This window comes from Bradyrhizobium japonicum USDA 6 (genome assembly GCF_000284375.1).
GTDB lineage: Bacteria > Pseudomonadota > Alphaproteobacteria > Rhizobiales > Xanthobacteraceae > Bradyrhizobium > Bradyrhizobium japonicum.
On record NC_017249.1, the window covers coordinates 1,545,277 to 1,571,803 of the forward strand.

Sequence of the window (26,527 nt, forward strand, 5' to 3'; positions counted from 1 at the left end):
AAAACGCCGCCGTGACTCCAGGGGTTCCGCCGTGCGATGCTTGCTTGAGAGCCTGGGGATCGAAGGGGACCCTTCGAAGGGATTCATGGCGGCGAAAACGCGCTCAGCGCGCACCACGCGAACGTCCCGGCGACCGCCTCGGAAGCGGTCCGGGGCGACCGGCCGGTTGCGCAAGCGCCACGCCAAGGCCGTGGCGCCGGACGTGGTCCAGGCCGCACTCGCCGCGTTCGCCCATGAGGTCCGTACCCCCCTGACCGGTATTCTCGCGATCAGCGACCTGCTCGCCACCTCCGATCTGGGCGAGCGCGAGCGGCGCTGGGCCGACACCATCAAGGCCGGTGCCGAGCATCTGGCGAGCCTTGCCACCCTGTTCGTCGATGCCGCCAGGACCGGCAAGGGGGCGGGCAAGGGTGGAAGTGCCTTGCGGCAGGATTTGTTCGATCTGCGCGCGCTCGCCCGCAGCGCCGGCGATTCGCTCGCCGGACGCGCCGCGGCCAAGGGCCTCCAGGCCCAGGTCGATATCTCCGAGAAGCTGCCGGGGCTGGTGGTCGGCGATCCCGTCCGTCTGCGCGCCGCGCTCGAGAACCTGATCGACAATGCTGTCAAGTTCACCGAGCAGGGCGGTGTCGCGCTCGCGGTCACGCCTTGGCGTCTCGCCAAGGGCAAGGCCGGAGACAAGGCGAAGGGCAAGGTCGGCGTCGCCTTCGCGGTGTCCGACAGCGGCATCGGCCTGACCATGGCCGAGATCAAGCGGCTGTTCCGCCCCTTCACCCAGGCCAATGTCACCATCGCCTCGCGCTTCGGCGGCGCCGGCTTGGGCCTTTCCTCGGTCAAGCAACTGGCGCGCGCGATGGGCGGCGACATCACGGTCGCACCGCGGCGCGGCGGCGGCGCCACCTTCACATTGACCATGTCGCTGGACGCGACGGAATCGCGCAAGTCCGGCAAGTCGAAGGGCGAAGCCGAGGCTGATGCGATGGCCGCGCTGCGCGTGCTCAGCGTCGAGGACAACCCGTTCGGCCGCGTCGTGCTCAACACCATCCTGACCGAGCTCGGCCACCATGCCGAGTTCATCGGGCGCGGGGAGGACGCGGTGAACCGGCTCGCGCAGGGCGCGTTCGATGCGGTGCTGATGGATATGGTGCTGCCCGGGATCGACGGCGTCGAGGCCATCAGGCGGATCCGGACCATGCCGGCGCCGCTGGCTCAGATCCCCATCATCGGCGTGTCCGGTCGCGGCGAGGACGAGGCGGCCTCGCGCGAGGCCGGCGCCGACGCCTTCCTGGTCAAGCCTGTGTCTCCGCGCGCTTTAGCAACTGCGCTGCTTGAAGCGAAACGCCGTGAGGAAGCCGCGACTTGATGATCGCGGCGTTGAGCTCGCCGCCGTAGACGAAGATCGCGGCGATGAAATACAGGAACACCAGCGCGATGATCACCGAGGCGAGCCCCGCATACATCGTCACGTAGTTGTTGGCGAAGCGCGCCAGATATTGGCCGAACACGATGCCCGAGATCAGCGACGCCACAATGGTGAAGACGATGCCGGGCAGGATCTGGAGGAAGGTGCGCCGTCCCGCCGGCAGCCAGGCATGCAGGATGATCAGCGCCACCACCAGCGCACCCACGGTGATGCCGTAGCGCAGCCAGGTGAGGATGCTCTCGTTGGACTCGACGAACAGCGGGATATGGCGCCGCGCCGCCTCGATGAAGAGGGGTCCGAGCACGATCAGGAACGCCATGGCAAGCGCGGTGAAGGCCGCGACCAGCGTGTAGCCGATCGATTCAAGGCGCAGCCAGTACCAGCGCCGCATCTCCACCACCGCATAGGCGCGGTTCAGCGCGACGCGGAGCGCCTCGACGCCGTTGGAGGCGAAATACACCGACAGCGCTGCGCCGATCGTCAGCACGCCCGTGCGGGTCGTGGTCAGCACGTCGTGGACTTCCCCCGAGATCGAATCGGCGACCTGCTTCGGCCAGACCTGAAGCATCAGGCTTGCGGCCTGATCGGCAAGTTCCTTGGAGCCGAAGAAGCCGGCGAGCGAGGTCAGCACGATCAGGAACGGGAATAGCGCCATCAGGGTCGACAGAGCGATATGGCTTGCGATCGCCCAGCCGTCATCGGCGAGGAAGGTGTAGAAGGCGTCCTCCACGACGACGTAGATGTAGCGGATGGCCTTCACAGCTTACTCCGGATTCGTCTTTCCCCGCATGCGGGGAGAGGCGAAGAAGACAGGCGACGAGCGCAAATCGGAATTCATCCAGCTAGCTTCTGATATTATTGGCTTAAAAGCCAGATCGGGAACGCCATGGCGGACCAGCGCACACGGTGTTATCTACCCCTGATGGCATCTCTCCTGAGTACTTTCATCCTGCCGGTGGCAGCCGGCGCCGTGGCGTTGGTGCTGCTGCTCGGTCTCGTCAACATGATGCGCGGCGGCTCGCCCAACACCTCGCAGAAGCTGATGCGCTGGCGCGTGCTGCTTCAGTTCGTGGCGATCGTCATTGCCATGCTCGCGGTCTGGGCTATGGGGCGATAAATATGGTCACACTGAATCGCATCTATACGAAGACCGGTGACGACGGCACGACAGCGCTCGGAACTGGCGAACGCCGTCCGAAATACGATCTGCGCATCGAAGCCTATGGCACCGTGGACGAGACCAATGCCGCGATCGGCGTTGTCAGGCTCCACACCCATGACATGCCCGAGTTCGACGCGATGCTCGGCCGCATCCAGAACGATCTGTTCGACCTCGGCGCAGACCTCGCAGTGCCCGAGCGTGAAGGCAAGGCCGAGCGGCTGCGGGTGGTGGCAAGCCAGGTCGAGCGGCTCGAGCGCGACATCGACGCGCTCAACGACAAGCTGGCGCCGCTCACCTCCTTCGTGCTGCCGGGTGGCACGCCGGCCGCCGCCTACCTCCACGTTGCCCGTACGATTTGCCGCAGGGCGGAACGCGTGATGGTGGAACTGGCGGCCCGTCCCGGCGAGCCCGTGGGCGCTGCTGGCATCCAGTATATGAACCGCCTGTCGGACTTCCTGTTCGTCGCCAGCCGTGCCGCCAACCACAACGGCGCCGGCGACGTGCTCTGGGTTCCGGGCCAGAATCGCTGACCCATTGAGGTCGATATTTCTAAGGTCTAAAATTTGGCCCTGTCGCGCGTTGACCGGGCCGGATCAGGCCTTTAGGTTCCGCGCCAGTTGATAACCCCCCTCCCAAATTGAGTGAAAGAGGATCGATGAAGGTCTTGGTGCCGGTAAAGCGGGTGGTTGATTACAACGTCAAGGTCCGCGTCAAGGGCGATGGATCGGGCGTTGAACTCGCCAACGTGAAGATGTCGATGAACCCGTTCGACGAAATCGCGGTCGAGGAAGCGTTGCGCCTGAAGGAAGGCGGCAAGGCCACCGAGGTCGTCGTGGTTTCCATTGGACCGGCGCAGGCCTCGGAGACGATCCGCACCGGTCTCGCCATGGGCGCCGATCGCGGCATCCTGGTGAAGGTCGAGGGCACCGTCGAGCCGCTCGCGGTCGCCAAGATCCTGAAGAAGGTTGCGGAAGAAGAGCAGCCCGGCCTGATCATCCTCGGCAAGCAGGCGATCGACGACGACAGCAACCAGACCGGTCAGATGCTGGCCGCGCTGCTCGGCTGGTCGCAGGCGACGTTTGCTTCGAAGCTCGAGGTCGAAGGCTCTGACTTCAAGGTCACCCGCGAAGTCGACGGCGGTCTGCAGACCGTCAAGCTGAAGGGACCGGCGATCGTCACCACGGATCTCCGTCTCAACGAGCCGCGCTACGCCTCGCTGCCCAACATCATGAAGGCCAAGAAGAAGCCGATCGCGGAGAAGGCCGTCGCCGATTACGGCGTCGACGTCGCCGCGCGTCTCGAGGTTCTCAAGACGACGGAGCCGGCGGGCCGCAAGGCGGGCGTCAAGGTCAAGGACGTCGCCGAGCTGGTGTCGAAACTCAAGAACGAAGCCGGGGTGCTCTGATGACGACGCTTCTGATTGCCGAACACGACAATGCGTCGCTGAAGGACGCGACCAACAAGGCCCTGACCGCGGCTGCCGCGCTCGGCGCGGATGTCGACGTGCTGGTGGCCGGCCAGAACGCCAAGGCTGCGGCGGATGCCGCCGCCAAGCTTGCCGGCGTGAAGAAGGTGCTGCTGGCCGAGGGCGAGACTTACGCCCACGATCTCGCCGAGCCGCTGGCCGCGCTGATCGTCTCGCTGGCTTCCGGCTATGACGCGATCGTCGCGCCCGCGACCTCGCGCTTCAAGAACGTGATGCCGCGGGTCGCGGCCCTGCTCGACGTCATGCAGGTCTCCGAGATCACCAAGGTGGTCGCCCCCGACACCTATGAGCGCCCGATCTATGCCGGCAACGCCATCCAGACGGTGAAGTCGAAGGACGCGAAGAAGGTCATCACGGTGCGCACCTCGACCTTTGCTGCGGCGGGTGAAGGCGGCAGCGCCGCCGTCGAGAACGTCGCCGCAGTGGCAGATCCGGGCCTGTCGTCCTTCGTCGGCGAGGAAGTCGCCAAGAGCGACCGCCCCGAGCTGACCTCGGCCAAGATCATCGTCTCCGGTGGCCGTGCCATGCAGAGCCGCGAGAACTTCGCCAAGTACATCGAGCCGCTCGCCGACAAGCTCGGTGCCGGCGTTGGTGCCTCGCGCGCGGCGGTGGATGCCGGCTATGCGCCGAACGACTGGCAGGTCGGCCAGACCGGCAAGGTGGTGGCCCCCGAGCTCTATGTCGCGGTGGGCATTTCCGGCGCGATCCAGCATCTGGCCGGCATGAAGGACTCCAAGGTGATCGTCGCGATCAACAAGGACGAGGACGCGCCGATCTTCCAGGTCGCCGATTACGGCCTGGTCGCCGACCTCTACCAGGCGGTTCCTGAGCTCACCGACGCGCTCGCCAAGCTCGGCAAGTAAAAACGCGCTAAAAACACCGGCCGGAGTGGTACACTCCGGCCGGTTTTTCTTTTTCGAGGCGTTTTCTTTGGCGTGGGGCACGCCGGGGAAGCGATCCAATCTAGGTTTCGAGCCAAGGTTCTGATTAAATCGGGCCTCCCGGCTCGGGGGATGAGGCAGGCGCGATCTGCGCGCCGTTCCGGTGGATGACATTATGGCGGCAGTGATCAAGAAGGTCGGCGTGATCGGCGCGGGTCAGATGGGCAATGGCATCGCGCATGTCGCGGCGCTGGCCGGTTTCGACGTGGTGCTCAACGACGTCTCGGCCGACCGGCTCAAGTCGGGCATGGCCACCATCAATGGCAATCTGGCGCGCCAGGTCTCCAAGAAGGCCGTCAGCGAGGACGACAAGACCAAGGCGATGGCCCGCATCAAGCTCGCCGAGAAGCTCGACGACCTCGCCGATTGCGACCTCGTGATCGAGACCGCGGTCGAGAAGGAAGAGGTCAAGCGCAAGATCTTCCACGAACTCTGCGCGGTGCTGAAGCCGGAGGCGATCGTCGCCTCCGATACCTCCTCGATCTCGATCACGCGGCTTGCCGCGGCCACCGACCGGCCCGAGCGCTTCATCGGCATTCACTTCATGAATCCGGTGCCGCTGATGGAGCTGGTCGAGCTGATCCGCGGCATCGCCACCGACGACCAGACCTTCGAGGCCTCCAAGGAATTCGTCGGCAAGCTCGGCAAGCAGGTCGCGGTCTCCGAGGATTTCCCGGCCTTCATCGTCAACCGCATCCTGCTGCCGATGATCAACGAGGCGATCTACACGCTGTATGAAGGCGTCGGCAATGTCGAGGCTATCGACGCGGCGATGAAGCTTGGCGCGCATCATCCGATGGGCCCGCTCGAGCTCGCCGATTTCATCGGCCTCGACACCTGCCTGTCGATCATGCAGGTGCTGCACGAGGGCCTCGCCGACTCCAAATATCGCCCGTGCCCGCTGCTGGTGAAATACGTCGAGGCCGGCTGGCTCGGCCGCAAGACCCAGCGCGGCTTCTACGACTACCGCGGCGCCAAGCCGGTTCCGACGCGCTGACCCAATTTCCGGTTCCGTAGGGTGGGCAAAGGCGCAAAGCGCCGGTGGAAATTGGTGGGCACGCTTCCGCCTTCGCTCTTCGAGCTACGGCGGACAAGCCGCTTTGCCCACCCTACGGCGCTGCCGCCCTCCGGCCGTGCATCCGCACCGTGACAATTCATGTCGCGTTAACCGCTCGCCCCTAGGGTGCGCCCGGTAAGAGGGTTTGCGTAATGGACATGATGGCGATGGTCAGCACCATGCTGGCCGCTCAGCAAGGCGCGCTGCAGTCGAATATCACGGCGACGCTGATGAAGCAGAATGCGGACGCGGAGAAGTCCACCGTCCTGACGCTGCTCGGCGCCGGTCAGCCCTCGCTCGCCAATGTCGGCGCCGGCGTCGGCGGCAACCTCAACGTCACCGCTTAAGACACTCCGCCTAGAGCGACGCGGCGGCCTTGCCGGTCGCAGCCCGGATCAGCTTGAGCGCGTCTTCGCTCGCCCATTCCGCCGGCCCCGCGATCGTCGCGATCTCGCAGCCCTGCGGGTCGACCAGCACCGAGGTCGGCATGCCCAGAGCCCGACCTATGGCTTTAAGATCCTGGAAAACCTTGGCTTTCTGATCGTTGAAATAGCCGAGCCGGGTCAGATTGGCCTCTTTCAGGAACGTCTTGGGCTTCTCGGCGTCGCGGGTGTCGATGTTGATCGCCACCACCTCGAAATTCGGGCCCGAAAGCTTGCCCTGGAGCTCGTCCAGCGCCGGCATTTCCTTGCGGCAGGGCACGCACCAGGTGGCCCAGAGGTTGACCAGCAGCGTCTTGCCGCGGAAATCGGACAGCTTCTTCGGCTTGCCGTCGGCGTCCTCGAAGACCAGGTCGGGCAGTTTTAGCGGCGCGCTCGCCATGGTCAGGGCGGCCAGTTCGCCATGGGCCAGGGGAGCGATTTTCTGCGCCGTTGCCACCGCGGCCCGACAGGCCGGGTCGCCTGAGGGCGCCCGGTTCAGGCCCAGCCCGTACAGCGCGGCGAAGCCGGCCAGCCCTCCGATCGCCACGGTGGCGATGACGAGGGGGATTCGGCGCGTGGCGGAGGGCGTCTTGTCGAGCATATCGTTTGTCATCCGGTCGCAGATATGGCTATCAGGGGCCTCTTAATACGGCTGGCTCCGGCCAGCAAACGTGCGGCAGCAGCGGCAAGCAAGGCGTGAGCAGGGGATCATGAGCAACAAGATGTGGGGCGGCCGGTTCTCGGAGCGTCCCGATGAGATCATGGAAGAGATCAACGTCTCCATCGACGTCGATCGTCACCTCTTCGCCCAGGACATTGCCGCATCCAAGGCGCACGCCGCGATGCTTGCCGCGCAGGGCATCATCACGGGCTCTGATGCGAAAAATATCGGCAAGGGTCTAGACACGATTTTGTCAGAGATCGGCAAGGGCGGCTTCGCGTTCAAGCGCGCGCTCGAAGATATCCATATGAACGTCGAGAGCCGCCTGTCCGAGCTGATCGGCCCCGCCGCCGGCCGGCTGCACACCGCGCGCTCGCGCAACGACCAGGTTGCGACCGATTTCCGTCTCTATGTCCGTGACATCATCGACGAGACCGATGCCGCGCTCGCCGCGTTCCAGGCCGCGCTCGTCAATCGCGCGCTCGAACATGCCGCGACCGTCATGCCCGGCTTCACGCATCTGCAGACCGCGCAGCCCGTGACCTTCGGCCATCATCTGCTCGCCTATGTCGAGATGGCGGCGCGCGACCGCGGCCGTTTCCAGGACGCCCGCAAGCGGCTCAATGAATCGCCGCTCGGCGCCGCCGCGCTCGCCGGCACCTCGTTCCCGATCGACCGCCACGCCACCGCGAAGGCGCTCGGTTTCGACCGCCCGATGGCGAACTCGCTCGATGCGGTCTCCGATCGCGACTTCGTGCTGGAGACGCTGTCGGCGGCCTCGATCTGCGCCGTGCACATGTCGCGCTTTGCCGAGGAGATCGTGATCTGGACCTCGCCGCTGGTCGGTCTCATCCGCCTCAGCGACAAGTTTACCACGGGATCCTCGATCATGCCGCAGAAGCGCAATCCGGATGCTGCCGAGCTCGTGCGCGCCAAGACCGGCCGCGTCATCGGCGCGCTCAATGGCCTCCTGATCGTGATGAAGGGCCTGCCGCTCGCCTATCAAAAGGACATGCAGGAGGACAAGCAGGGTGCGATGGAGGGCTTTGCTGCCCTGTCGCTCGCGATCCGCGCCATGACCGGCATGGTCCGCGATCTCGTGCCCGACGAAGCGAAGATGAAGGCGGCGGCGGGCGACGGCTATGCCACCGCGACCGACCTTGCCGACTGGCTGGTGCGGACGCTGAAGATGCCGTTCCGCGACGCCCACCACGTCACCGGCCGTATCGTGGCGAAGGCCGCCGAGGGCGGCGTGGCGCTGCACGAGCTGCCGCTGAAGGAGATGCAGGCGATCGAGCCCAAGATCACCAAGGATGTGCTCGGCGCGCTCTCGGTCGAATCGTCGGTGAAGAGCCGGACCAGCTTCGGCGGCACCGCGCCGAAGAACGTGGCGTCGCAGGCCAAGGCCTGGGCGAAGCGGCTGGAAAAAGAGCGAAAATTGGGCTGAGGGAAAAATTTCGCTTATGTTTCATGGTCATCCGGCTCTCGCCAGAGCGCGCCAATCTCTGTATGGTGCGGCCCGCGTAGTGGGGATTTCGTCGTGACGTCAAAGTTTCGCCCGGCCGGCTCGGGGTGGGCCATCATTGTCTTGAGCCTGACGGCGCTCGCGCTTGCCGGCTGCGGCCGCAAGGGCCCGCTGGATCTTCCGCCGACCGCCTCCAGTGCATCCACGGCCAATGTCGCGCCTTCAACCGACACCGAGACCGAAGCCCAGAGGACGCCGAGCGTGTTCAATCCCACCTACGGTGCGGACGCGGCGCCGACGGCCGCCAAGGGCAAGAAGAAATCGTTTATCCTCGACCCGCTCCTGGACGAACCTCCCGGCAAAAATTGAGCCGGGATAGCTGAGCCGACGCCATGAACCATTTCGACTATCGCAACGGCGTGCTGCACGCCGAGGCCGTGAACCTGTCCGAGCTGGCCGCAACCGTCGGTACGCCGTTCTATTGCTATTCGACCGCGACGCTCGAGCGGCACTACCGCGTCTTCGCCGACGCCTTCGCCGGCGAGAAGGTGTTGGTCTGCTACGCCATGAAGGCGAATTCCAACCAGTCGGTGCTGCGCACGCTGGCCAAACTCGGCGCCGGCGCCGACGTGGTCTCCGGCGGCGAATTGAAGCGTGCGCTGGCCGCCGGCATTCCCGCCAGCAAGATCCTGTTCTCCGGCGTCGGTAAGACCGAAGCCGAATTACGCGCCGCGCTGGCCGCCGACATCCTCTGCCTCAACGTCGAATCCGAGCCCGAGCTCGAGCTGTTGTCGCGGCTTGCGACCGAGATGGGCAAGACCGCGCGCATCTCCGTGCGCGTCAATCCCGACGTCGATGCCGGCACGCACGCCAAGATCTCGACCGGCAAGTCCGAGAACAAGTTCGGCATTCCGATCGCCTATGCCCGCGAGGTCTATGCGCGCGCCGCAAAGCTTCCGGGCATCGAGGTCACAGGCACCGACGTGCACATCGGCAGCCAGATCACCGATCTCTCCAAGATGGAGACCGCGTTCCGCATCCTCTCCGAATTCGTGCAGACGCTGCGCAGCGACGGCCACAACATCAGCCACGTCGATTTCGGCGGCGGCCTCGGCATTCCCTATTACATGGATCGTGAGGCGCCGCCCGCGCCCGACGCCTATGCCGCCATGGTCAAGCGCGTCAGCCACAATCTCGGCTGCACGCTGATGTTCGAGCCCGGCCGCATGATCGTCGGCAATGCCGGCATCCTGGTCGCCAAGGTGATCTACGTGAAGCACGGCGACGGCAAGAATTTCGTCATCATCGACGCCGCCATGAACGATTTGATCCGCCCGACGCTGTACGAGGCGCATCACGACATCCTGCCGGTGACGCAGCCGGCCGCGGGCGCTGCCACGATCATGGCCGACGTCGTCGGCCCGGTCTGCGAGACCGGCGACTATCTCGCATTGGATCGCACGCTGCCGACGCCGAAGCCTGGAGATCTCATCGCCATCATGACCGCCGGCGCCTATGGCGCGGTGCAGGCCGGCACCTACAACACGCGGCCGCTGGTGCCCGAGGTGCTGGTGAAGGGCGATCAATACGCCGTGGTGCGCCCGCGCATCGAGGTCGAGCAGCTGATCGCGATGGATACGCCGGCGCCGTGGTTGTGAGTTGGCGAAGCCGGCCGAACAACTGCGGTGTCGTCCCCCCGCGTAGGCGGGGACCCATAACCCACAGGGAGTGGTTGTACGCGAAGCTGGTAACTCCGAGTCTTCGCCACACGTTTCCCTGTGGTTATGGGTCCCGGGCTCGCGCTTCCGCCTTCGCTCTTCGAGCTACGGCGGACAAGTCGCGCGCCCCGGGACGACGAGCTGAGCGTGTGGCGCTACTTCCCGGCCAATCCACCCTTCGCTCCGCCAACCACAACGCCCGCCTTCTTCTCGATCGGCTTGATCGCCGCGGTGAAGTCGGACTCGGCGCCTTCCGCGCTGATCACGGTCTCCCATAGCCGTCCGATCGCGTCCGCGACCTCCATCGACAGGCCGAGCTGCTTCATCTCCTCCAGCGCCAGCCGCACGTCCTTCACCATCAGCCCCGTGGCGAAGCCGAAGTCGAACGTTCGTGGCAGCACCGAGCGCGGAAACTTGTCGCGGCTCGCGGTGTTCATGCCGGAGCCGGCATTGATGACGTCGATCATCACCGCAGGATCGAGCCCCGCCTTGACGCCCATCACCACCGCTTCCGAGGTCGCCACGATCGCGGTCGCGGACAGGAAATTGTTGGCGAGCTTCATGGTCTGCGCCGCGCCCGGCTTCTCGCCGATGAAGAACACTTTTCCGATCACGTCGAGCGCGGGCTTGAGCAACTTGAACTCGGTTTTGGGCCCTGAGACCATCACCGCCAGCGTGCCCTTCTCGGCGCCGCCGACGCCGCCGGAGACGGGGCAGTCGATCTGCACGATGTCGCGTTTCGCCAGCAGGCCGTGGATCTTCGCCGCCATCGTCGAGCCGACCGTGGAGAGATCGATGAAGCGCCTGGCGCGGCTCCCTTCGATCACGCCGTTCGCTCCCGTCGCGACCTCGAGCGAGGCCTGCAGCGAGGGCAGGCTCGCCATGACCGTCTCGACCTGATCGGCGACGTCCTTCGGCGAGGTTGCAGCGGTGGCACCGCGCGCCACGAGCCTGTCGACGGCCTCCTTGCGCGTGTCGAACACGACGAGCTTGTGCCCGGCCTCGATCAGCCGCCGCGCCATCGGGAAACCCATGTTTCCGAGGCCGATGAATCCGATGTGCATGGTGTTTCCTTCTTTCTTCTTCGTTGTTGTGAAAGATGCGCCGGTGTCGTCCCGGGGCATCGCGAAGCGATGAGCCCGGGACCCATAACCCCAGGGAGAAATTGTTGTGCGAGAGGGCAACTCCGATCCCCCGTAGCCACATCTCCCTGTGGCTATGGGTCCCGGGCTCGCGCTTTGCGCGCCCCGGGACGACGTCGGAGAGAGGTTGGCCTCAAGCGTTCCTCACGCCTTGCCGTCGATCTCCGCGAACACCTCGCGCGCGATGCGAAAGCTGTCGACCGCGGCGGGCATGCCGCCATAGATCGCGACCTGCATCAGGATTTCGCGGATCTCGTCGCGGGAGACGCCGTTGGTCAGCGCGCCCTTGAGATGCGCGCGAAACTCGTGTTGACGGTTGAGGATCGCGATCATGGCGATGTTGAGCATGCTGCGGGTCTTGCGCGGCAGTTCCTCGCGGCCCCACACGGTGCCCCAGCAATATTCGTTGAGCATCTCCTGGAACGGACGGTTGAAATCGTCGACGTTCTTCAGGGCATTGTTGACATAGGCCTCGCCCAGCACCGCTTTGCGGACTTCCAGGCCCTTGTCGTGCATCTTCTTGTCCATGGCGTTTCCTCTATTTCCCTTGCGTTTTCCTCAGAATGGCGCGCGGAAATTACGGGGTTGCGCTCGGCCAGTCACGTCCTCGTGTTATGCGGGAAAAGGGCGCTCTCCCGTACGGGAACGGATGCCTCAGTGCTGCCGTTGTGCTACGCTTCTCTCCCGGGCAACCTGGAGAATTGATTGAACGGCGTCACCCCCGACCCGTCAGACCCGATCCGCGATGGCGACGCTCTGTCGCGGCTGAAGCTGGCGCAGGCCCTCGATCGGGCCATTTATGCCATCGCGTGGGAACGTGCCTGGCCACATCTGGCGCGGGTGCTGACTGTCGTCGGCCTGTTCCTGGTGGTGTCGTGGGCCGGCCTCTGGCTGGTGCTGCCGTCCGTCATCCGTGCCATCGGTCTCGTGGCTTTTGCCGGCATCGCAATCGCCGCTCTGGTCCCGCTGATTCGTTTCCGCTGGCCGGGCCGCGACGAGGCTCTGAGCCGGCTCGACCGCGGCTCCGGTATCCGTCACCGCCCGGCGACGACGTTGACGGACACGCTGAGCTCGAAAGACCCGGTCGCGCTGGCGCTGTGGCAGGCGCAGCGCGAGCGCACGCTGGCTTCGCTCAAGCGCATCCGTGCCGGCTTGCCGCACCCGCGCCTCGCCCTGCACGATCCCTGGGCGCTGCGCGCGCTGGTCATGGTGATGCTGGTCGCGACCTTCTTCGCCGCCGGCGACGAGCGCGCGATGCGGTTAGGTGCAGCGTTCGACTGGAACGGCGTGCTGGCGCCCTCCAACGTCCGCGTCGATGCCTGGATCACCCCGCCGCTCTACACCGGCAAGCCGCCGGTCATCCTGTCGGCCGCCAACAAGGAGGCCGCTGCGCTGCCTGCGAGCGGCCCACTCGCAGTTCCGGCCGGCTCGACCCTGATCGTGCGCTCCTCCGGTAGCAGCCTCGATGTCGTCACCTCCGGCGGCCTCAAGGAGGTCGCGCCCACCGAGGCCGCGCCGAAGGGCACCAACGAGAAGCATTTTACCATCACCGGCGACGGCACCGCGCATGTCCGCGCGCCCTCCGGCCAACCGCAATGGGCCTTCGCGGCGACGCCGGACCGCCCGCCGACGATCGCGCTCGCCAAGGATCCCGAGCGTCAGGCCTACGGCGCGTTGCAGCTCTCCTACAAGATCGAGGACGATTACGGCGTCACCGGCGCCGCGGCGCAATTCGTTCCGCGCGCAACCGAAGACAAGGACGGAACCAAGGACGCGGACGGCAAGGCCGCGCGTCCGCTGTTCCAGCCGCCGCAATTCGCGCTGACCCTGCCCAATGCGCGGACCCGCAACGGCGTCGGCCAGACCGTGAAGGACCTCAGCGAGGATCCTTATTCCGGTGCGGACGTGACGCTGACGCTCACCGCCAAGGACGAGGCCGGCAACGAGGCGAAGAGCGAGCCCTTCAACATGCGCTTGCCGGGCCGGCTGTTCACCAAGCCGCTCGCCCGCGCGCTGATCGAGCAGCGCCGCATCCTGGCGCTCGACGCCAACAAGAATTCCGACGTCTACGCCGCGATCGACGCGCTGATGATCGCGCCCGAGATGTTCACGCCGGAGGCCGGGCAATATCTCGGCCTGCATAGCGTCGCACGCCAGCTCGAGGCGGCGCGCACCGACGATTCCCTGCGTGAGGTCGTGGCGAGCCTGTGGGCGCTCGCGGTGACGATCGAGGACGGTAACATCAGCGACGTCGCCAAGGCGTTGCGCGCGGCGCAGGACGCGCTCAAGCAGGCGCTTCAGCGCGGCGCCAGCGACGAAGAGCTCAAGAAGCTCATGGACAATCTGCGGACCGCGCTCGACAATTACATGCGCCAGTACGCGCAGCAGATGCGCAGCAATCCGCTGGCGCGGCCGGCCATCGGCCTCGACGACCAGATGAAGCGCATCGAGCGGCTGATCCAGCGCGGCAATCGCGAAGCGGCGGCGCGCGAGCTGGATCGCCTGGCCCGCGCGCTGGAAAATCCTCCAGGACCGCCCAGCGCCGAGCAAAAAGAGCTGGACGAGATTGCGCGCGAGCTGAACGACCTGCTGCGGGAGCAGAATGCGCTTCGCGACGAAACCGACCGGCAGAGCAAGGACTCCAAGCGCGGCCAACGTACCAAGCCTCTGCCGCCCAAGGTCGCGGAGATCCTGCGCAAATCGAGAGAGCTGCGGCAGAAGACGCGCGGCGCGACCAGCGATCAGCTGGAGGACCTGGCAAGGCAGCAGGACGCCTTGCGCGAAGAGCTCAGGACCTGGCGTGAATCCCAGGGAGCGAGATAGCTCATGAAACACACCTCAATCTGGCAGAACGGCAAGGTCGCGCGCGGAAGGCTCGCCACGGCTTGTCTCGTGCTGATGCTGTCCTGTTCCACGGCTTCGATTGGGCTCGCCCAGTCGTCGCGCGCCGACCAGAAGAGTCTGGATGCACTGCTCGACAGCGCCGAGCGGTCGATGAAGCAATCCGCCGACAGCCTGAAGGACAAGAATTCGGACGAGAGCATCGGCCAGCAGTCCCGGGCGATCCGGGACATGGAGAAATATCTCTATCCCGACCCGAACGATCCCTCGGCGTCGCGCGAAGGGTCGCAGGATACGCAGGGCCGGCAGGAGCAATTGAAGAAGCGGCTGGAGGCCCTCAAGAAGAAGCTCGCCGAGATGGGCTTGCAGCAGGATGGCCAGAAGGGCCAGCGCGGGCAGAAGCAGCCGGGGCAGCAGGGCCAACAAGGTCAGCAGGGCCAAGGTCAGGGCCAGGACGGCGACCAGGATGGCGATGACGGCTTCGACGCCGCCGAGAACGCCATGGGAGACGCCGGCAATCAGATCGGCGAAGGCGATGCCGACGGTGCGACGACATCGCAGGGCAAGGCCATCGACGGCCTGCGCAAGGGCATGCAGGATCTCGCCGACGCGCTCGGCGGGCAGCAGAACGGCGAAGGCCAGGATCCGGGCGACGGTGACGGCCCCGGTCAGGCTGTCGGCCGCCAGCAGAGCGGTGGCGAACGGACCGACCCACTGGGCCGGCCGCTGCGCGGCAAGGAATACAGCGACGACTATACGGTCAAGATTCCCGGCGAGATCGATGCCCAGCGCGCGCGCCGCATCCTCGAAGAGCTCCGCCGCCGCCTGAGCGATCCCGCGCGTCCGCAGATCGAGCTCGATTATCTCGAGCGTCTGCTGAAGGATTTTTGACGTCACACTCGATGTCATCGCCCGACTCGATCGGGCGATCCAGTATTCCAGAGACGGTTGTGATCGAACCGAGAGGCCGCGGCGCACTGGATGCCCCGGTCAAGGCCGGGGCATGACAGCGGAATACGCCGCGCTCTACGGCTTCTTTGCTGCCAGCGCGTCCGCGACCGCCGTACGGATGTCGGCGACCGAGAACGGCTTGGTCACGACGTCATGCACCAGCGCATTCAAATTCGAGGCGCGCTCGCGCTGGTCGGCAAAGCCGGTCATCAAGAGAATGGTCAGGTCGGGAAAATCGCGCGCGGCGGAGAGCGCCAGCGCGATGCCGTCCATCACCGGCATCTGGATGTCGGTGAGCAGGAGATCGAACGCGCCGTTCTCGCGGGTCAGGATTTCCAGCGCCTCGGCGCCGTCCTGCGCGGTGACGGTCTCGTGGCCGTCCATGGCGATGGCGCGCGCCACCAGCTCGCGCATCGAATCCTCGTCGTCGGCGATCAGGATTTTCGGCATGAGACCAACCTTGGGACCAACCGCGCAGCCAACCTTCCTCGCGGGATCTACGAAATCGACTATACGCTGCCGCCGGCAATGTCGCGCCGGTTGAAGAACCGGACGTCGATATTGCGGCCCTCCGCCGGCGGCGAGGCCAGGCGCGAGCGGAAGAAGGCGCGCTCACCCGGCTGCAGCACGGTCTGCTCCAGCACGGTGTTCCAGGCATAGATTTCCGCTCCCTGCGCGTCGCGCACCGCAAAGCGCAGCCGCGGGATATCGAGCGGCTTCTTGCTTTGACCGACGATCACACCCTCGATCACCAGCACCTGCTTACCGTCCACGGTCTCGCTGGAGAGCTTGACGTCCTTGAACGCCAGCCCGCGCAAATTAACTTCGAGTCCGACCATCTTGTAGAATGCCGCCGTCTGCGGCAGCAGCCGGACCACGTCGCCGCGCCAGATGATCAGCGCCAGCACCAGCGCGCCCATGGCGGCGCAGGCGGTCGGCAGGCCGAAATGGGATTTTCGCGGAGCCTCGGTGGGGGCCTGACGCCTCACCCGCGCCCCGCGGCGGCTGAACAGGCCGCGGAACCAGGACTGGTGCTGCGCGCCGGCGACGTCCTCCTCGGCGGCGCGGGACGCCGCTGACCATTCGTCCTCGGTCTCCTGGGCGTCCTCGGCCGGCCAGTCGCTGGCGATCGAGGGGCTGTCGACGACGGGCGTGTCGGCGGCGCCCTCGTCCCTGGCGTAGGAGTTCCACTGCTCGGCGAGGTCGGACTGGTCGTCGGCCTGGCTGGCCGCCGCCATGGCCGGGACGGACGCCTCCTCGATGGCATCCTCGGCATAGGCGACCCAGGTCTCCTTGCAGCGGGAGCAGCGGACCGTTCGTCCGTTCGCCCCCAGGCTCGCGGGCTTGATGGCGTAGGATGTCGTACAATGGGGGCAGACGATATGCATGGACACGAGCCTTGATGCACGGACTGGTCTTGACGATGCTCCGGTCGCGGAGAACCGGGCATCCGAGATGCTACAGAGCGACCGTTAACGAACCGGAAACCATAACGGCCGCAAAACCCGTTGATCGCGTGTGGCGGAGCGCAGCAGCGCGGCCCGCGCCCCCTCTCGAACGGAGCTGAGCTTGGTTCGGTTCGAAAATGTCGGATTGCGTTACGGACTGGGGCCGGAGATTCTGCGCGACCTCAGTTTCGAGATTCCGGCGCATTCCTTCCAGTTTCTCACCGGCCCGTCCGGCGCCGGCAAGACCTCGCTGCTGCGTCTGTTGTTCCTGTCGCACCGGCCGACGCGCGGCCTCGTCAACCTGTTCGGCCACGACATCTCGCAGCTCGGCAAGGACGAGATCGCGGATTTGCGCAAGCGCATCGGCATCGTGCTCCAGGACTTCCGCCTGCTCGACCACATGACGACCTATGAGAACGTCGCCTTGCCGTTCCGCGTCATGGGCCGTAGCGAGTCGAGCTATCGCAAGGAGGTGATCGACCTGTTGCGCTGGGTCGGCCTCGGTGACCGCATGGACGCGCTGCCGCCGATCCTGTCCGGCGGCGAGAAGCAGCGCGCGGCGATCGCGCGCGCCGTGATCTCGCGGCCGCAGCTCCTGCTCGCCGACGAGCCGACCGGCAGCGTCGATCCGACGCTCGGCCGCCGGCTGCTGCGGCTGTTCATCGAACTCAACAAATCAGGCACCGCCGTCATCATCGCCACTCACGACATCGGCCTGATGGACCAGTACGAGGCGCGACGCTTCGTGCTGCACCAGGGACGGCTGCACGTCTATGAGTAGGCCCGACGACCGCGGCGTGCTGGTCGATCTCGGACACGAGCGTCCGCAGCTTCCGCCCAAGGCGCGCAACATGTCGCCGATCGTGCCGCGCGCCTCGATCCACGGACGCGCGCTGGTTGCCGTCGTCGCCATCATGACCTTCCTCGCCTCGATGACCACGGGCACGGTGCTGCTCGTCAGCGCCTCCGCCGCGGAATGGCAGTCGGACGTTGCAAGCGAAATCACCATCCAGGTTCGCCCGCAGGCCGGCCGCGATCTCGATCGCGACACCGCGGCGGTGACGGAGGCCATGCGCGCGCAGGCCGGCATCGTCGAGGTCAAGCCGTTCACCAAGGACGAGAGCGGCAAGCTGCTCGAGCCCTGGCTCGGCACCGGCCTGTCGATGGACGATTTGCCGGTGCCGCGCATGATCATCGCGCGCGTGCAGCCCGGCACGCCGCTCGATCTCGGCGCCTTGCGCGCGCGCGTGACCCAGGCCGCCCCAAGCGCCAGCGTCGACGATCACCGCGCCTGGATCGAGCGGATGCGCTCGATGACCAACGCCACCGTGCTCGCCGGCATCGGCATCCTCGCACTTGTCATCATCGCGACCATCATCTCGGTCTCGTTCGCGACCCGCGGCGCCATGGCGGCAAACCGCCCGATCGTCGAGGTCCTGCATTTCGTCGGTGCCGGCGACCGCTACATCGCCAACCGCTTCCTGCGTCACTTCCTCAGGCTGGGGCTGGAGGGCGGCGTGATCGGCGGCGGCGCCGCCATGCTGGTGTTCGGCTTCTCCGAGTCGATCGCCGGCTGGTTTTCCGGGACCCCCGTCGGCGACCAGTTCGCAGCTCTGCTCGGCACCTTCTCGCTGCGGCCGTCGGGCTACATCGTGCTCGCCGTGCAGGCGGTTCTGATCGGCGCCATCACCGCGGTTGCCTCGCGCCAGACGCTGTTCGCGACGCTGAATGACGTCGATTGAGCCCGATAAACCGGACTCCACTTCGCCTCAAAACGTCTTAAAATCATCCGGAGAAGGGATCACCGACATCATATGACCTCGCCGACCGACGATCGATCGCCGAAATTGCCGCGCGGCTGGCTGCGCGCGGCATTGGTCTCGACGATCGCGTTCGTCTTCGTCGGCGCGGCGGCGGGCTTCATCGGCTTCCTGTCGCAATTGCGCGGCGCCGAGATCGCGCCGGACCACAAGGCTGACGGCATCGTGGTCCTGACCGGCGGCTCCTCGCGGGTGTCGGATGCAATGGAGCTCCTGGCGGCCGGTTACGGCAAGCGGCTCCTGATCTCCGGCGTGCACCCGACCTCGACGGCGAGCGACATCTCCCGGACGCTGCCGGAGAACCAGTCCTTCATGCATTGCTGTGTCGATCTCGACCGCACCGCGGTCTCGACCCGCGGCAACGCGGCGGAAGCGCGGCGCTGGGCCGAGGGGCGCGGCTTCAGATCGCTGATTGTCGTCACTTCGAACTATCACATGCCGCGCGCGCTGGTGGAGTTCTCGCATGCGATGCCGGAGACCACGCTGATCCCGTTCGCAGTGGTCGGCGAAAAATGGCGTGAGGAGCCGTGGTGGACCTCGGCCTCCACCTTGCGGCTGCTCTTGTCCGAATACGTCAAGTACATCGCCGCCGAGTTGAGGGTGCGGCTGGAGGATTTCGGGATTGACCTTTCGCCCGAGATGTCGGAGCAGCCTGCAGGCGCGGCGCCGAAGCGGCCCGCCACGGCACAGGCCAATTGATCGGACCATCGATGTTTTTGATTTTCCTGCGCTCGCTCCTGTTCAACGTGCTGTTCTACGCCGTGCTCGTATGCCTCGCGATCGTGGCGCTTCCGACCTTCGCATTGCCGCCGCGCGCCATGCTGACGGTCGCGCAATGGTGGGCGAAGGCGACGCTGTTCCTGATGCGCGTGATCTGCAACATCAAGGTCGAATTCCGTGGGCAGGAGAAGATCCCGGCAGGGCCGCTGGTGATCGCGGCGAAGCATCAATCGTTCTGGGAGACGTTCGTGCTGCCGGGCTTCTTCAACCGTCCGATCTTCATTCTCAAGCGTCAGCTCATGCAGATCCCGGTGTTCGGCCAGTTCCTGGTCAAGACCGGAATGATCGCGATCGACCGCAAGGCCGGCGTGAAGGCGCTGCTGGACATGACGCGGCGGGCGCGCGAGGCGGTGCGCGCAGGCGGGCAGCTCGTGATCTTTCCGGAAGGCACACGCCGGGCGCCCGGCGCCGCGCCCGATTACAAGACCGGCTTTGCGCAGATCTACGCGTCCTGCGGCGTGCGGTGCCTGCCGATCGCGCTCAATTCCGGCCTGTTCTGGCCGCGCCGCACCTTCATGCGCTATCCCGGCACGCTGGTGGTCGAGTTCCTCGATCCGCTGCCATCAGGCCTGCCGAAAGACGAGTTTCTCTCGCGCGTGCAAACCGCCATCGAAGACGCGACCGCTCGTCTTGTGGAAGCGGGCCGGAAAGAGCAGGAGCAGTTGATCGGCTCGTCGCCGAGCTACGCTCCGTCGGAGCGCTAGCGGTTCTCTCGATCTTCGGCAGGAGCCGGCGCGTGCAGCGAATGCGCATCGCCATGCAGCATGGTCGCGAGCTGATGCAATTGCGTGTCGCGAAAACCTTCGGCCTCGATCGCTTTCACCGTTGCCGTCACGTAATCGCGGTTGGCGCCGGACTGGCCATGACCCTGGACGACATGGCGATGCTGGTCGGCGAGCGACAGCCGGCCGGCATACTGAACATGACCGCGGTCGACGACATAGGCGAGCGCGGAGACGCGCTGACGCGCATCATTCTCCAACCACACCGAGCGCATCACCTCGCGATAGACGGACGTGACCTGCTCGCGCGCCCGCAGATAGGCGACGACGTCGGAGCGGTCCTTCTCGGCGACGCGAAAAGCAATGCCGCGGCAGGCGCCGCCGCGGTCGAGCCCGAGCACCAGGCCCGGCTGCTCCGGCGTGCCGCGATGCACGAAGGAGTAGACACAGAGCGCGCGGTGCTCGCCGACCAGCCGCGCCGGGACGCGTTCCCTGAATTCGAAGCCCGGCCGCCACATCAGCGAGCCATAGCCGAACACCCAGAGGTCGCCCTTGGCTGTGGTGACGGAGGGGAGGGTGATTTCCGACATTTCGGGCACGGCTACCAGAACGACGCCCCCAAGCGAAGCGAATTCTCGGCCTTTCGGCGCGGCCGAACCCCGCTTACATTTGACAAAATCTGGGGCCAAAGGGTCGCCGCATGTCAGATATGACCGTTGCCACAGGCCGCCGCCCCCGCTGGGGCCTTTTCATCGCCCCCATTATCCTCCTGATCCTCGCCGTCGCGTGGAGCTGCTTCTGGTTCTATGCGGCCTCGCAGGCCGAAATCGCCGCAGACGCATGGCGGGCGCAGGAGGCCAAGTCCGGCCGCATCTATGATTGCGCCAAGCGCTCGATCGCCGGCTTCCCGTTCCGTTTCGAGGTCCAGTGTTCCGGCGCCAGCGTCGCCCTGGTGTCGCAGAACGCCAGCAAGACGCCGTTCACGGCCAGGCTCGACAACATCCTGGTCGTCGCCCAGGTCTACGATCCCAAGCGCGTCATCGCCGAATTCTCCGCGCCGGCGACGCTCACCGACGGCGTCACGCAAAACACCTTCGTGGTGAATTGGAGCAAGGGCCGCAGCAGCGTGGTCGGCCTGCCGGCGGTGCCGGATCGCGCCTCCATCGTGTTCGACGATCCCGTCATCAATCGTCTCGACAGCAGCGTGCAGGTGCCGCTCGCGCGCGCCAAGCAGGTCGAGCTGCACGGTCGCCTCGCGGACGGGTCGCCGTCGGATCATCCTGTGATCGAGACCGTGCTGCACGTCGCGCAGGGCAGCATCCAGGGCGTTCATCCCTTGCTCGCCGAGCCGTTCGAGGCGGACACGCGCGCGAAGATCACGGGTCTCTCCGACCTCACGCCAAAGCCGTGGCCGCAACGCTTCCGCGAGATCCAGGCCGCCGGCGGTCACATCGAGATCGTGCAGTCGCGCATCCAGCAGGGCGAGATGATCGCGGTCGCGGCCGGCACGCTCGGCCTCTCGGCCAATGGCCGACTCGACGGCGAATTGCAGATGACCGTGACCGGCCTCGAGCGCGTGATCCCGGCGCTCGGCATCGAGAAGATGCTGGAGGAGGGTGTGCCGCAGGCAACCCTCGACCGCGTTGCGCCGGGCGTGAAGTCGCAGGACCTCAACAATCTGTTCGGCGCACTCGACCGCGCCGTTCCCGGCCTCGGCAAGGTCATCAAGCAGAACGCCAATGCCGGCGTTGCGGCCGGCATCAATTCGATCGGCACCGAGAGCACGCTTGAGGGCAAGAAGGCGAGGAGCTTCCCGCTGAAATTCGTCGACGGCGCCGTGCTGCTCGGCCCGATCAAGGTCGGGCAGATCCCGCCGCTGTATTGATCCTCGTCATTGCGAGCGAAGCGAAGCAATCCAGACTTTCTCCCCGGAAACAGTCTGGATTGCTTCGTCGCTGCGCTTTTCGCAATGACGGAGGAGAGAGGGGTGGTTACGGCTTCTTGCCGAGCTGCGCATGCGGCCGGCCGAAATCCGGTGCCGCCGAATCCTGGCCGATCTCGACGATGCCGCGGCGGATGGCGCGGGTGCGGGTGAAGTGGTCGAACAGCGCCTCGCCGTCGCCGCGCCGGATCGCGCGGGTGAGCTTGGCGAGATCCTCGGTGAAGGTGCCGAGCATCTCCAGCACGGCTTCCTTGTTGGCGAGGAAGACGTCGCGCCACATCGTCGGGTCGGACGCCGCGATGCGGGTGAAGTCGCGAAAGCCGCCGGCCGAGAACTTGATCACCTCGGACTCCGTCACCTGCGCCAGCTCGTCGGCGGTGCCGACGATGGTGTAGGCGATCAGATGCGGCAGATGGCTGGTGATCGCGAGCACGAGATCATGATGATCCGGCGTCATGATCTCGACCTTGGCGCCCATCGCCGCCCAGAAGGCGCGCAGCCGATCGGTGGCCGCCGCATCGACGCCTTCCGGCGGCGTCAGGATGCACCAGCGGTTGATGAAGAGCTCGGCGAAACCGGAGTCGGGGCCCGAATGCTCGGTGCCCGCGACGGGATGCGCCGGCACGAAATGAATGGTCTTCGGCAGATGCGGCGCCATGTCCCTGACGATCGCGCCCTTGACCGAGCCGACGTCGGAGACGATCGCGCCCGGTTTGAGATGCGCTGCGATCTCCTGCGCCACCGGCCCGCAGGCACCGACGGGAATGCAGAGGATGACGAGATCGGCATCCTTCACCGCTTCCGCATTGGTCGCCACGACCTGGTCGACGATGCCGAGCTCCAGCACCCGCGCGCGCGTCTTCTCCGAGCGCGCGGTGGTGACGATCTCGGAGGCCAAGCCCTGGAGCTTCGCAGCGCGCGCGATCGAGCCGCCGATCAGGCCGAAGCCGATCAGCGCAACGCGCTGGAAGTGCGGTGTGGTGCTCATTTGCCGGCCAAGAAGTCGCGCAAGGCCTCGACGACGAGGCGGTTGGCCTCCTCGGTGCCGATGGTCATGCGCAGCGAATGCGGCAGGCGGTAGTTCTTCAGCGCGCGCAGCACCAGCCCGCGCTTGGTCAGATACGCGTCGGCCTCGTCCGCGGTCTTGCCCGTTTCGGGGAAGTGGATCAGCACGAAATTGGCGACGCCAGGCGTCACCTTCAGACCGAGCTTGCCGATCTCCTCGGAGAGCCAGTTGCGCCAGGTCTCGGTGAACTGCTTCGACATCGCCTGGTGCGCGGTGTCCTCGATCGCGGCGACCGCGGCATACATCGCCGGCGTCGACACGTTGAAGGGACCGCGGATGCGGTTGACCGCGTCGATGATGTGCTCCGGACCGAACATCCAGCCGACGCGCAGCGCGGCGAGGCCGTGGATCTTGGAGAAGGTGTGCGTCACCACGGTGTTCTCGGTGGTGGCGACGAGCTCGATCCCCATCTCGTAGTCGTTGCGCGAGACGTAATCGGAATAGGCGGCATCGAGCACCAGCAGCACGTGCGACGGCAGGCCGGCGCGCAGCCGCTTGACCTCGTCGAACGGCACATAGGTGCCGGTCGGGTTGTTGGGGTTGGCGAGCCAGACCAGCTTTGTCTTCGGCGTCACGGCGTTGAGGATGGCGTCGACATTGCAGGTGTGGTTGGTCTCCTGCGCGACCACGTTCTTGGCGCCGACCGCCATGGTCGCGATCGGGTAGACCAGGAAGCCGTGGGTGGTCGATATCGCCTCGTCGCCGTGGCTGAGATAGGTGTGGGCGAGCAGATTGAGGATCTCGTCCGAGCCGGCGCCGCAGATGATGCGGTTGGGGTCGAGCCCGAACGAACGGCCGATCGCTTCGCGCAGCACGCGCGAGGTTCCTTCCGGATAGTCTTCCAGATGCGCCGCCACGTTCCTGAACGCCTCGATCGCCTTGGGCGAGGGCCCGAACGGCGTCTCGTTGGCCGAGAGCTTGAACACCTTGCGGCCCGGCTCAGCCACCGGGCTCTTGCCGGGCGTGTAGGGCGCAATATCGAGAATGCCGGGATTCGGCACGGGGCGGGACATCTTCAACTCCGGAAGTAGCTTTAGGCGGTTCGCGATCTACGATTTCGACCCGGTCGGGGGCACCGTATAGCGCGTTGCGTGGCTGCCGACGAGGGCCGTGGAGCGCACCGAGGCCCCCGCCTCGATCAGGGCAGCCTTGATTTTGTCGATGCTGGTCGCGCTCGTGACCGAGACCAGCAGCGCCGCGCCGTCGAAGGCGGTATCCGGCACCGCCACGATCTCGGCGAGCGGCGACAGGGCGCGGGCGACCTCGGCGTTCCACCCGGATACGCGCACGCTGAAGGTCTCGACCTCAGTCACCACGGCGCTGTCGGCGACGCGCGAGATCGCAAACACCGGCAGTGAAGCCGGATGGTCGGCGCGCTCGACGAAGGGCATCCGCGCGATGATCTTCGGCACGCCGTCGGCTTCAAGCTCCAGCCACCATGGCGTGCGGCTCGAGGTTGCCGAGACCAGCGCCAGGTCGCCCTTGGATTTCGCCACCGCCTCGACCGCGGCCTGCGCGCTGAAATGCGCGACGTAAGGCACCGTGAAGCCGAAATGGAAGCGCACGGAATCGCGCATGGCCGGCTCGCTCACCGAGATGTCGGCATGCACGGAGAACGGCGCCTGCACATAGGTGAAGGTCGAGATGATGACGCGCCAGATGCTCTCGACCGTGTCGAGCGGCAGGATGCCGCGATGGCGCTGGACGATGTCGCGCATCATCGAGGCCTCGCGCGCCGGGCGGAAAGCCGAGCCGACCTCCTGGGTCTGCTTCACCTGGATCAGGCGGTCGATGATGTCGCCGCGCTGCATCAGGAGACGATGCATGCCCTCGTCGATCGCGTCGATCTCCTTGCGCAATTCCTGGAGCGATGGTGGCGCGGGCGGACGGTGGGACATATCTGACTGGACTGTTGAGAGGCGTTCCAATGCGGATCGGCCAGGCAAGCTGGTAGGTTCGGATCCGCTGCGATCGATATCCTGATTAGGCAGTCGGGGCGGCGAAAGCAAAGAGAAATGACGTCCTTTTGGGCTGATGTAACAGAGACGAATTTGGCTAATCCGGACCGCGACTTGACGAAAACCGCCCAAGACAGTACGTTTTGCCTGTTCCGTGGTCATTTGAGCCGGCCGGCTTGCAGCCACGTTAAAAAACTCGCTAAACAGGCCGGGGACCCTTTCGATCCCGGCCGAACCAATCGTTCAGGCCGGGTTTTTCATGGCCTGATGTTCACTGCGATCGAACGTCTGATCGCAAACGAGGTCGATGTCAGAGATGGGTGGCGTCAAGTCTGTGCCGAGTCCCGCGATCAGTGCCGACGACCGGTCGCATGAGGCGGATCATCCGAATTCGCAGGTCGCGCAGTTCGGCGCCGAGCAGCCGCTGCGGCTCGATTGCGGCATCGATCTCACCCCGTTCCAGATCGCCTACCAGACCTATGGCGAGCTCAACGCCGATCGCTCCAACGCGGTGCTGATCTGCCATGCGCTGACGGGAGATCAGCATGTCGCCAACGTGCATCCCGTCACCGGCAAGTCGGGCTGGTGGGAGACGCTGGTCGGTCCCGGCCGGCCTCTTGATCCTCAGCACTACTTCATCATTTGCGCCAACGTGATTGGCGGCTGCATGGGTTCGACCGGGCCGGCCTCGATCAATCCGGCGACCGGCAAGGTGTGGGGCCTGGATTTCCCCGTCATCACCATTCCCGACATGGTGCGCGCGCAGGCGATGCTGATCGACCGGCTCGGCATCGACACGTTGTTCGCGGTGGTCGGCGGCTCGATGGGCGGCATGCAGGTGCTGCAATGGACCGCGGCCTATCCCAAGCGCGTGTACTCCGCGCTGGCGATTGCCTGCGCAACGCGGCACTCGGCCCAGAACATCGCTTTCCACGAGCTCGGCCGCCAGGCAGTGATGGCCGATCCCGACTGGCACAACGGCCGCTACACGGATCAGGGCATCCATCCGCATCGCGGACTTGCGGTGGCACGGATGGCCGCGCACATCACCTATCTTTCGGACGCCGCGCTGCATCGCAAGTTCGGCCGCCGCATGCAGGACCGCGAGCTGCCGACCTTCTCGTTCGACGCCGATTTCCAGGTCGAGAGCTATCTGCGCTACCAGGGCTCGTCCTTTGTCGAGCGGTTCGACGCCAACTCCTATCTCTATCTGACCCGCGCGATGGACTATTTCGACATCGCTGGCGACCACGGCGGCGTGCTGGCGAAGGCGTTCGCGGGCATCGAGACGCGCTTCTGCGTGGTCTCCTTCACCAGCGACTGGCTGTTCCCGACCTCGGAATCGCGCGCACTGGTGCATGCGCTGAACGCGTCGAGCGCGCGGGTGTCGTTCGCCGAGATCGAGACCGATCGCGGCCACGACGCCTTCCTGCTCGACGTGCCCGAATTCTTCGATATCGCCCGGGCCTTCCTGCAATCGGCAGGGAAGGCGCGCGGGCTCACCGCCAGGATTGACTGACAAGGA

28 protein-coding genes and 1 riboswitch are annotated in these 26,527 nt (G+C 65.8%); of the genes, 18 read left to right on the forward strand and 10 right to left on the reverse strand.

All coding sequences use genetic code 11. The features are described from left to right. The first annotated feature begins 85 nt into the window (after positions 1-85). On the forward strand, positions 86-1,360 hold the full coding sequence (locus BJ6T_RS07175) for an ATP-binding protein (RefSeq protein ID WP_028170107.1): 1,275 nt from the start codon (positions 86-88) through the stop codon (positions 1,358-1,360). On the opposite strand, the gene BJ6T_RS07180 is transcribed toward BJ6T_RS07175, so the two are convergent. Next, a complete protein-coding gene (locus tag BJ6T_RS07180) occupies positions 1,287-2,180 on the reverse strand; it encodes a YihY/virulence factor BrkB family protein (RefSeq protein WP_014491642.1) in 894 nt (297 codons plus the stop codon). The two genes, BJ6T_RS07175 and BJ6T_RS07180, sit on opposite strands and share 74 nt — an antisense overlap. Before the next feature lie 162 nt (positions 2,181-2,342). Between BJ6T_RS07180 and BJ6T_RS07185 the strand changes: the two genes are divergently transcribed. From BJ6T_RS07185 to BJ6T_RS07210, 6 genes are all read left to right on the forward strand, one after another. Then, complete coding sequence (locus BJ6T_RS07185; RefSeq protein WP_014491643.1) at positions 2,343-2,537, forward strand: twin transmembrane helix small protein; 195 nt, start codon at positions 2,343-2,345, stop codon at positions 2,535-2,537. A 2-nt stretch (positions 2,538-2,539) separates the two neighbouring features. Further along, positions 2,540-3,112: a cob(I)yrinic acid a,c-diamide adenosyltransferase gene (locus tag BJ6T_RS07190; RefSeq protein ID WP_014491644.1), complete on the forward strand. Its 573-nt coding sequence runs from the start codon at positions 2,540-2,542 to the stop codon at positions 3,110-3,112. A 125-nt stretch (positions 3,113-3,237) separates the two neighbouring features. Continuing rightward, entirely contained in the window at positions 3,238-3,987 is a 750-nt protein-coding gene (locus BJ6T_RS07195; protein WP_014491645.1) for an electron transfer flavoprotein subunit beta/FixA family protein, read from the forward strand. Continuing rightward, the gene (locus BJ6T_RS07200) at positions 3,987-4,931 is read left to right on the forward strand and encodes an electron transfer flavoprotein subunit alpha/FixB family protein (protein ID WP_014491646.1); all 945 of its coding nucleotides are present in this window, start codon (positions 3,987-3,989) and stop codon (positions 4,929-4,931) included. The genes BJ6T_RS07195 and BJ6T_RS07200 overlap by 1 nt, the downstream gene beginning before the upstream one ends. A 193-nt stretch (positions 4,932-5,124) precedes the next feature. Continuing rightward, on the forward strand, positions 5,125-6,006 hold the full coding sequence (locus BJ6T_RS07205) for a 3-hydroxybutyryl-CoA dehydrogenase (protein ID WP_014491647.1): 882 nt from the start codon (positions 5,125-5,127) through the stop codon (positions 6,004-6,006). Between the two features lie 212 nt (positions 6,007-6,218). After that, the gene (locus BJ6T_RS07210) at positions 6,219-6,413 is read left to right on the forward strand and encodes a hypothetical protein (protein ID WP_014491648.1); all 195 of its coding nucleotides are present in this window, start codon (positions 6,219-6,221) and stop codon (positions 6,411-6,413) included. A 10-nt stretch (positions 6,414-6,423) separates the two neighbouring features. On the opposite strand, the gene tlpA is transcribed toward BJ6T_RS07210, so the two are convergent. Further along, complete coding sequence (gene tlpA / locus BJ6T_RS07215) at positions 6,424-7,089, reverse strand: thiol:disulfide interchange protein TlpA (RefSeq protein WP_014491649.1); 666 nt, start codon at positions 7,087-7,089, stop codon at positions 6,424-6,426. Between the two features lie 109 nt (positions 7,090-7,198). Between tlpA and argH the strand changes: the two genes are divergently transcribed. The 3 genes from argH to lysA all read left to right on the forward strand — a co-directional run bounded on the left by argH (position 7,199) and on the right by lysA (position 10,272). Continuing rightward, positions 7,199-8,596: an argininosuccinate lyase gene (argH, locus tag BJ6T_RS07220; RefSeq protein WP_014491650.1), complete on the forward strand. Its 1,398-nt coding sequence runs from the start codon at positions 7,199-7,201 to the stop codon at positions 8,594-8,596. Between the two features lie 93 nt (positions 8,597-8,689). Next, positions 8,690-8,983: an LPS translocon maturation chaperone LptM gene (gene lptM, locus BJ6T_RS07225; protein ID WP_014491651.1), complete on the forward strand. Its 294-nt coding sequence runs from the start codon at positions 8,690-8,692 to the stop codon at positions 8,981-8,983. 23 nt (positions 8,984-9,006) lie between these two features. Then, positions 9,007-10,272, forward strand: a complete 1,266-nt coding sequence (gene lysA, locus BJ6T_RS07230; RefSeq protein WP_014491652.1) for a diaminopimelate decarboxylase — start codon at positions 9,007-9,009, stop codon at positions 10,270-10,272. 215 nt (positions 10,273-10,487) lie between these two features. Here lysA and BJ6T_RS07235 read toward each other — a convergent pair whose 3' ends face one another. Further along, complete coding sequence (locus tag BJ6T_RS07235; RefSeq protein WP_014491653.1) at positions 10,488-11,396, reverse strand: NAD(P)-dependent oxidoreductase; 909 nt, start codon at positions 11,394-11,396, stop codon at positions 10,488-10,490. 222 nt (positions 11,397-11,618) lie between these two features. Next, positions 11,619-12,002, reverse strand: a complete 384-nt coding sequence (locus BJ6T_RS07240; RefSeq protein WP_014491654.1) for a carboxymuconolactone decarboxylase family protein — start codon at positions 12,000-12,002, stop codon at positions 11,619-11,621. Between the two features lie 177 nt (positions 12,003-12,179). On the opposite strand from BJ6T_RS07240, the gene BJ6T_RS07245 reads away from it, so the two are divergent. Together BJ6T_RS07245 and BJ6T_RS07250 are read left to right on the forward strand one after the other, a co-directional pair. Next, positions 12,180-14,297 carry a TIGR02302 family protein gene (locus tag BJ6T_RS07245; RefSeq protein WP_014491655.1) on the forward strand — a complete coding sequence of 706 codons (2,118 nt, stop codon included), beginning with the start codon at positions 12,180-12,182 and terminating at the stop codon, positions 14,295-14,297. Between the two features lie 3 nt (positions 14,298-14,300). Next, entirely contained in the window at positions 14,301-15,206 is a 906-nt protein-coding gene (locus tag BJ6T_RS07250; protein ID WP_014491656.1) for a DUF4175 family protein, read from the forward strand. Positions 15,207-15,341: 135 nt separating this feature from the next. Here the strand turns inward: BJ6T_RS07250 and BJ6T_RS07255 are convergent, their stop codons facing one another. Together BJ6T_RS07255 and BJ6T_RS07260 are read right to left on the reverse strand one after the other, a co-directional pair. Then, complete coding sequence (locus tag BJ6T_RS07255; RefSeq protein ID WP_014491657.1) at positions 15,342-15,716, reverse strand: response regulator; 375 nt, start codon at positions 15,714-15,716, stop codon at positions 15,342-15,344. Between the two features lie 59 nt (positions 15,717-15,775). Continuing rightward, positions 15,776-16,654 (reverse strand): MJ0042-type zinc finger domain-containing protein, encoded by an 879-nt coding sequence (locus BJ6T_RS07260; protein ID WP_014491658.1) that lies wholly within the window; start codon positions 16,652-16,654, stop codon positions 15,776-15,778. A 181-nt stretch (positions 16,655-16,835) separates the two neighbouring features. Between BJ6T_RS07260 and ftsE the strand changes: the two genes are divergently transcribed. The 4 genes from ftsE (at position 16,836) to BJ6T_RS07280 (ending at position 20,018) form a co-directional block, all read left to right on the forward strand. Then, positions 16,836-17,495: a cell division ATP-binding protein FtsE gene (gene ftsE / locus BJ6T_RS07265; protein WP_014491659.1), complete on the forward strand. Its 660-nt coding sequence runs from the start codon at positions 16,836-16,838 to the stop codon at positions 17,493-17,495. Then, on the forward strand, positions 17,488-18,456 hold the full coding sequence (locus tag BJ6T_RS07270) for a cell division protein FtsX (protein WP_014491660.1): 969 nt from the start codon (positions 17,488-17,490) through the stop codon (positions 18,454-18,456). The genes ftsE and BJ6T_RS07270 overlap by 8 nt, the downstream gene beginning before the upstream one ends. Positions 18,457-18,528: 72 nt before the next feature. Continuing rightward, positions 18,529-19,233: a YdcF family protein gene (locus tag BJ6T_RS07275; RefSeq protein ID WP_014491661.1), complete on the forward strand. Its 705-nt coding sequence runs from the start codon at positions 18,529-18,531 to the stop codon at positions 19,231-19,233. Between the two features lie 11 nt (positions 19,234-19,244). After that, entirely contained in the window at positions 19,245-20,018 is a 774-nt protein-coding gene (locus BJ6T_RS07280; protein ID WP_014491662.1) for a lysophospholipid acyltransferase family protein, read from the forward strand. Here BJ6T_RS07280 and BJ6T_RS07285 read toward each other — a convergent pair. Further along, positions 20,015-20,626, reverse strand: a complete 612-nt coding sequence (locus tag BJ6T_RS07285; protein WP_014491663.1) for a gamma-glutamylcyclotransferase — start codon at positions 20,624-20,626, stop codon at positions 20,015-20,017. The two genes, BJ6T_RS07280 and BJ6T_RS07285, sit on opposite strands and share 4 nt — an antisense overlap. Positions 20,627-20,736: 110 nt before the next feature. Between BJ6T_RS07285 and BJ6T_RS07290 the strand changes: the two genes are divergently transcribed. Then, complete coding sequence (locus BJ6T_RS07290) at positions 20,737-21,921, forward strand: DUF2125 domain-containing protein (RefSeq protein ID WP_014491664.1); 1,185 nt, start codon at positions 20,737-20,739, stop codon at positions 21,919-21,921. A 106-nt stretch (positions 21,922-22,027) separates the two neighbouring features. Here BJ6T_RS07290 and BJ6T_RS07295 read toward each other — a convergent pair whose 3' ends face one another. Genes BJ6T_RS07295 through BJ6T_RS07305 form a run of 3 tightly spaced genes read right to left on the reverse strand, consistent with a single transcriptional unit; the run spans position 22,028 to position 24,942 of the window. Further along, entirely contained in the window at positions 22,028-22,966 is a 939-nt protein-coding gene (locus BJ6T_RS07295; RefSeq protein WP_014491665.1) for a prephenate/arogenate dehydrogenase family protein, read from the reverse strand. After that, positions 22,963-24,057 carry a histidinol-phosphate transaminase gene (gene hisC / locus BJ6T_RS07300; RefSeq protein WP_014491666.1) on the reverse strand — a complete coding sequence of 365 codons (1,095 nt, stop codon included), beginning with the start codon at positions 24,055-24,057 and terminating at the stop codon, positions 22,963-22,965. Before hisC ends, BJ6T_RS07295 begins: the two co-directional genes overlap by 4 nt. 36 nt (positions 24,058-24,093) lie before the next feature. After that, positions 24,094-24,942, reverse strand: coding sequence for a chorismate mutase (locus tag BJ6T_RS07305; protein ID WP_028170106.1), 849 nt, complete (start codon positions 24,940-24,942; stop codon positions 24,094-24,096). Positions 24,943-25,146: 204 nt separating this feature from the next. Further along, positions 25,147-25,226, forward strand: a riboswitch (SAM riboswitch). Between the two features lie 92 nt (positions 25,227-25,318). On the opposite strand from BJ6T_RS07305, the gene metX reads away from it, so the two are divergent. Beyond that, a complete protein-coding gene (metX, locus tag BJ6T_RS07310) occupies positions 25,319-26,521 on the forward strand; it encodes a homoserine O-acetyltransferase MetX (RefSeq protein ID WP_028170105.1) in 1,203 nt (400 codons plus the stop codon). Positions 26,522-26,527 lie beyond the last annotated feature (6 nt).

What these genes read in the sequence shown, in the direction of transcription:
- BJ6T_RS07175 (WP_028170107.1), top strand. Translation starts at nt 86, where the DNA reads ATGGCGGCGAAAACGCGCTCAGCGCGCACCACGCGAACGTCCCGGCGA.
- BJ6T_RS07185 (WP_014491643.1), top strand. Translation starts at nt 2,343, where the DNA reads ATGGCATCTCTCCTGAGTACTTTCATCCTGCCGGTGGCAGCCGGCGCC.
- BJ6T_RS07190 (WP_014491644.1), top strand. Translation starts at nt 2,540, where the DNA reads ATGGTCACACTGAATCGCATCTATACGAAGACCGGTGACGACGGCACG.
- BJ6T_RS07195 (WP_014491645.1), top strand. Translation starts at nt 3,238, where the DNA reads ATGAAGGTCTTGGTGCCGGTAAAGCGGGTGGTTGATTACAACGTCAAG.
- BJ6T_RS07200 (WP_014491646.1), top strand. Translation starts at nt 3,987, where the DNA reads ATGACGACGCTTCTGATTGCCGAACACGACAATGCGTCGCTGAAGGAC.
- BJ6T_RS07205 (WP_014491647.1), top strand. Translation starts at nt 5,125, where the DNA reads ATGGCGGCAGTGATCAAGAAGGTCGGCGTGATCGGCGCGGGTCAGATG.
- BJ6T_RS07210 (WP_014491648.1), top strand. Translation starts at nt 6,219, where the DNA reads ATGGACATGATGGCGATGGTCAGCACCATGCTGGCCGCTCAGCAAGGC.
- tlpA (WP_014491649.1), bottom strand. Translation starts at nt 7,089, where the DNA reads ATGCTCGACAAGACGCCCTCCGCCACGCGCCGAATCCCCCTCGTCATC.
- argH (WP_014491650.1), top strand. Translation starts at nt 7,199, where the DNA reads ATGAGCAACAAGATGTGGGGCGGCCGGTTCTCGGAGCGTCCCGATGAG.
- lysA (WP_014491652.1), top strand. Translation starts at nt 9,007, where the DNA reads ATGAACCATTTCGACTATCGCAACGGCGTGCTGCACGCCGAGGCCGTG.
- BJ6T_RS07235 (WP_014491653.1), bottom strand. Translation starts at nt 11,396, where the DNA reads ATGCACATCGGATTCATCGGCCTCGGAAACATGGGTTTCCCGATGGCG.
- BJ6T_RS07240 (WP_014491654.1), bottom strand. Translation starts at nt 12,002, where the DNA reads ATGGACAAGAAGATGCACGACAAGGGCCTGGAAGTCCGCAAAGCGGTG.
- BJ6T_RS07250 (WP_014491656.1), top strand. Translation starts at nt 14,301, where the DNA reads ATGAAACACACCTCAATCTGGCAGAACGGCAAGGTCGCGCGCGGAAGG.
- BJ6T_RS07255 (WP_014491657.1), bottom strand. Translation starts at nt 15,716, where the DNA reads ATGCCGAAAATCCTGATCGCCGACGACGAGGATTCGATGCGCGAGCTG.
- BJ6T_RS07260 (WP_014491658.1), bottom strand. Translation starts at nt 16,654, where the DNA reads ATGCATATCGTCTGCCCCCATTGTACGACATCCTACGCCATCAAGCCC.
- BJ6T_RS07270 (WP_014491660.1), top strand. Translation starts at nt 17,488, where the DNA reads ATGAGTAGGCCCGACGACCGCGGCGTGCTGGTCGATCTCGGACACGAG.
- BJ6T_RS07275 (WP_014491661.1), top strand. Translation starts at nt 18,529, where the DNA reads ATGACCTCGCCGACCGACGATCGATCGCCGAAATTGCCGCGCGGCTGG.
- BJ6T_RS07280 (WP_014491662.1), top strand. Translation starts at nt 19,245, where the DNA reads ATGTTTTTGATTTTCCTGCGCTCGCTCCTGTTCAACGTGCTGTTCTAC.
- BJ6T_RS07285 (WP_014491663.1), bottom strand. Translation starts at nt 20,626, where the DNA reads ATGTCGGAAATCACCCTCCCCTCCGTCACCACAGCCAAGGGCGACCTC.
- BJ6T_RS07290 (WP_014491664.1), top strand. Translation starts at nt 20,737, where the DNA reads ATGTCAGATATGACCGTTGCCACAGGCCGCCGCCCCCGCTGGGGCCTT.
- BJ6T_RS07295 (WP_014491665.1), bottom strand. Translation starts at nt 22,966, where the DNA reads ATGAGCACCACACCGCACTTCCAGCGCGTTGCGCTGATCGGCTTCGGC.
- hisC (WP_014491666.1), bottom strand. Translation starts at nt 24,057, where the DNA reads ATGTCCCGCCCCGTGCCGAATCCCGGCATTCTCGATATTGCGCCCTAC.
- BJ6T_RS07305 (WP_028170106.1), bottom strand. Translation starts at nt 24,942, where the DNA reads ATGTCCCACCGTCCGCCCGCGCCACCATCGCTCCAGGAATTGCGCAAG.
- metX (WP_028170105.1), top strand. Translation starts at nt 25,319, where the DNA reads ATGGGTGGCGTCAAGTCTGTGCCGAGTCCCGCGATCAGTGCCGACGAC.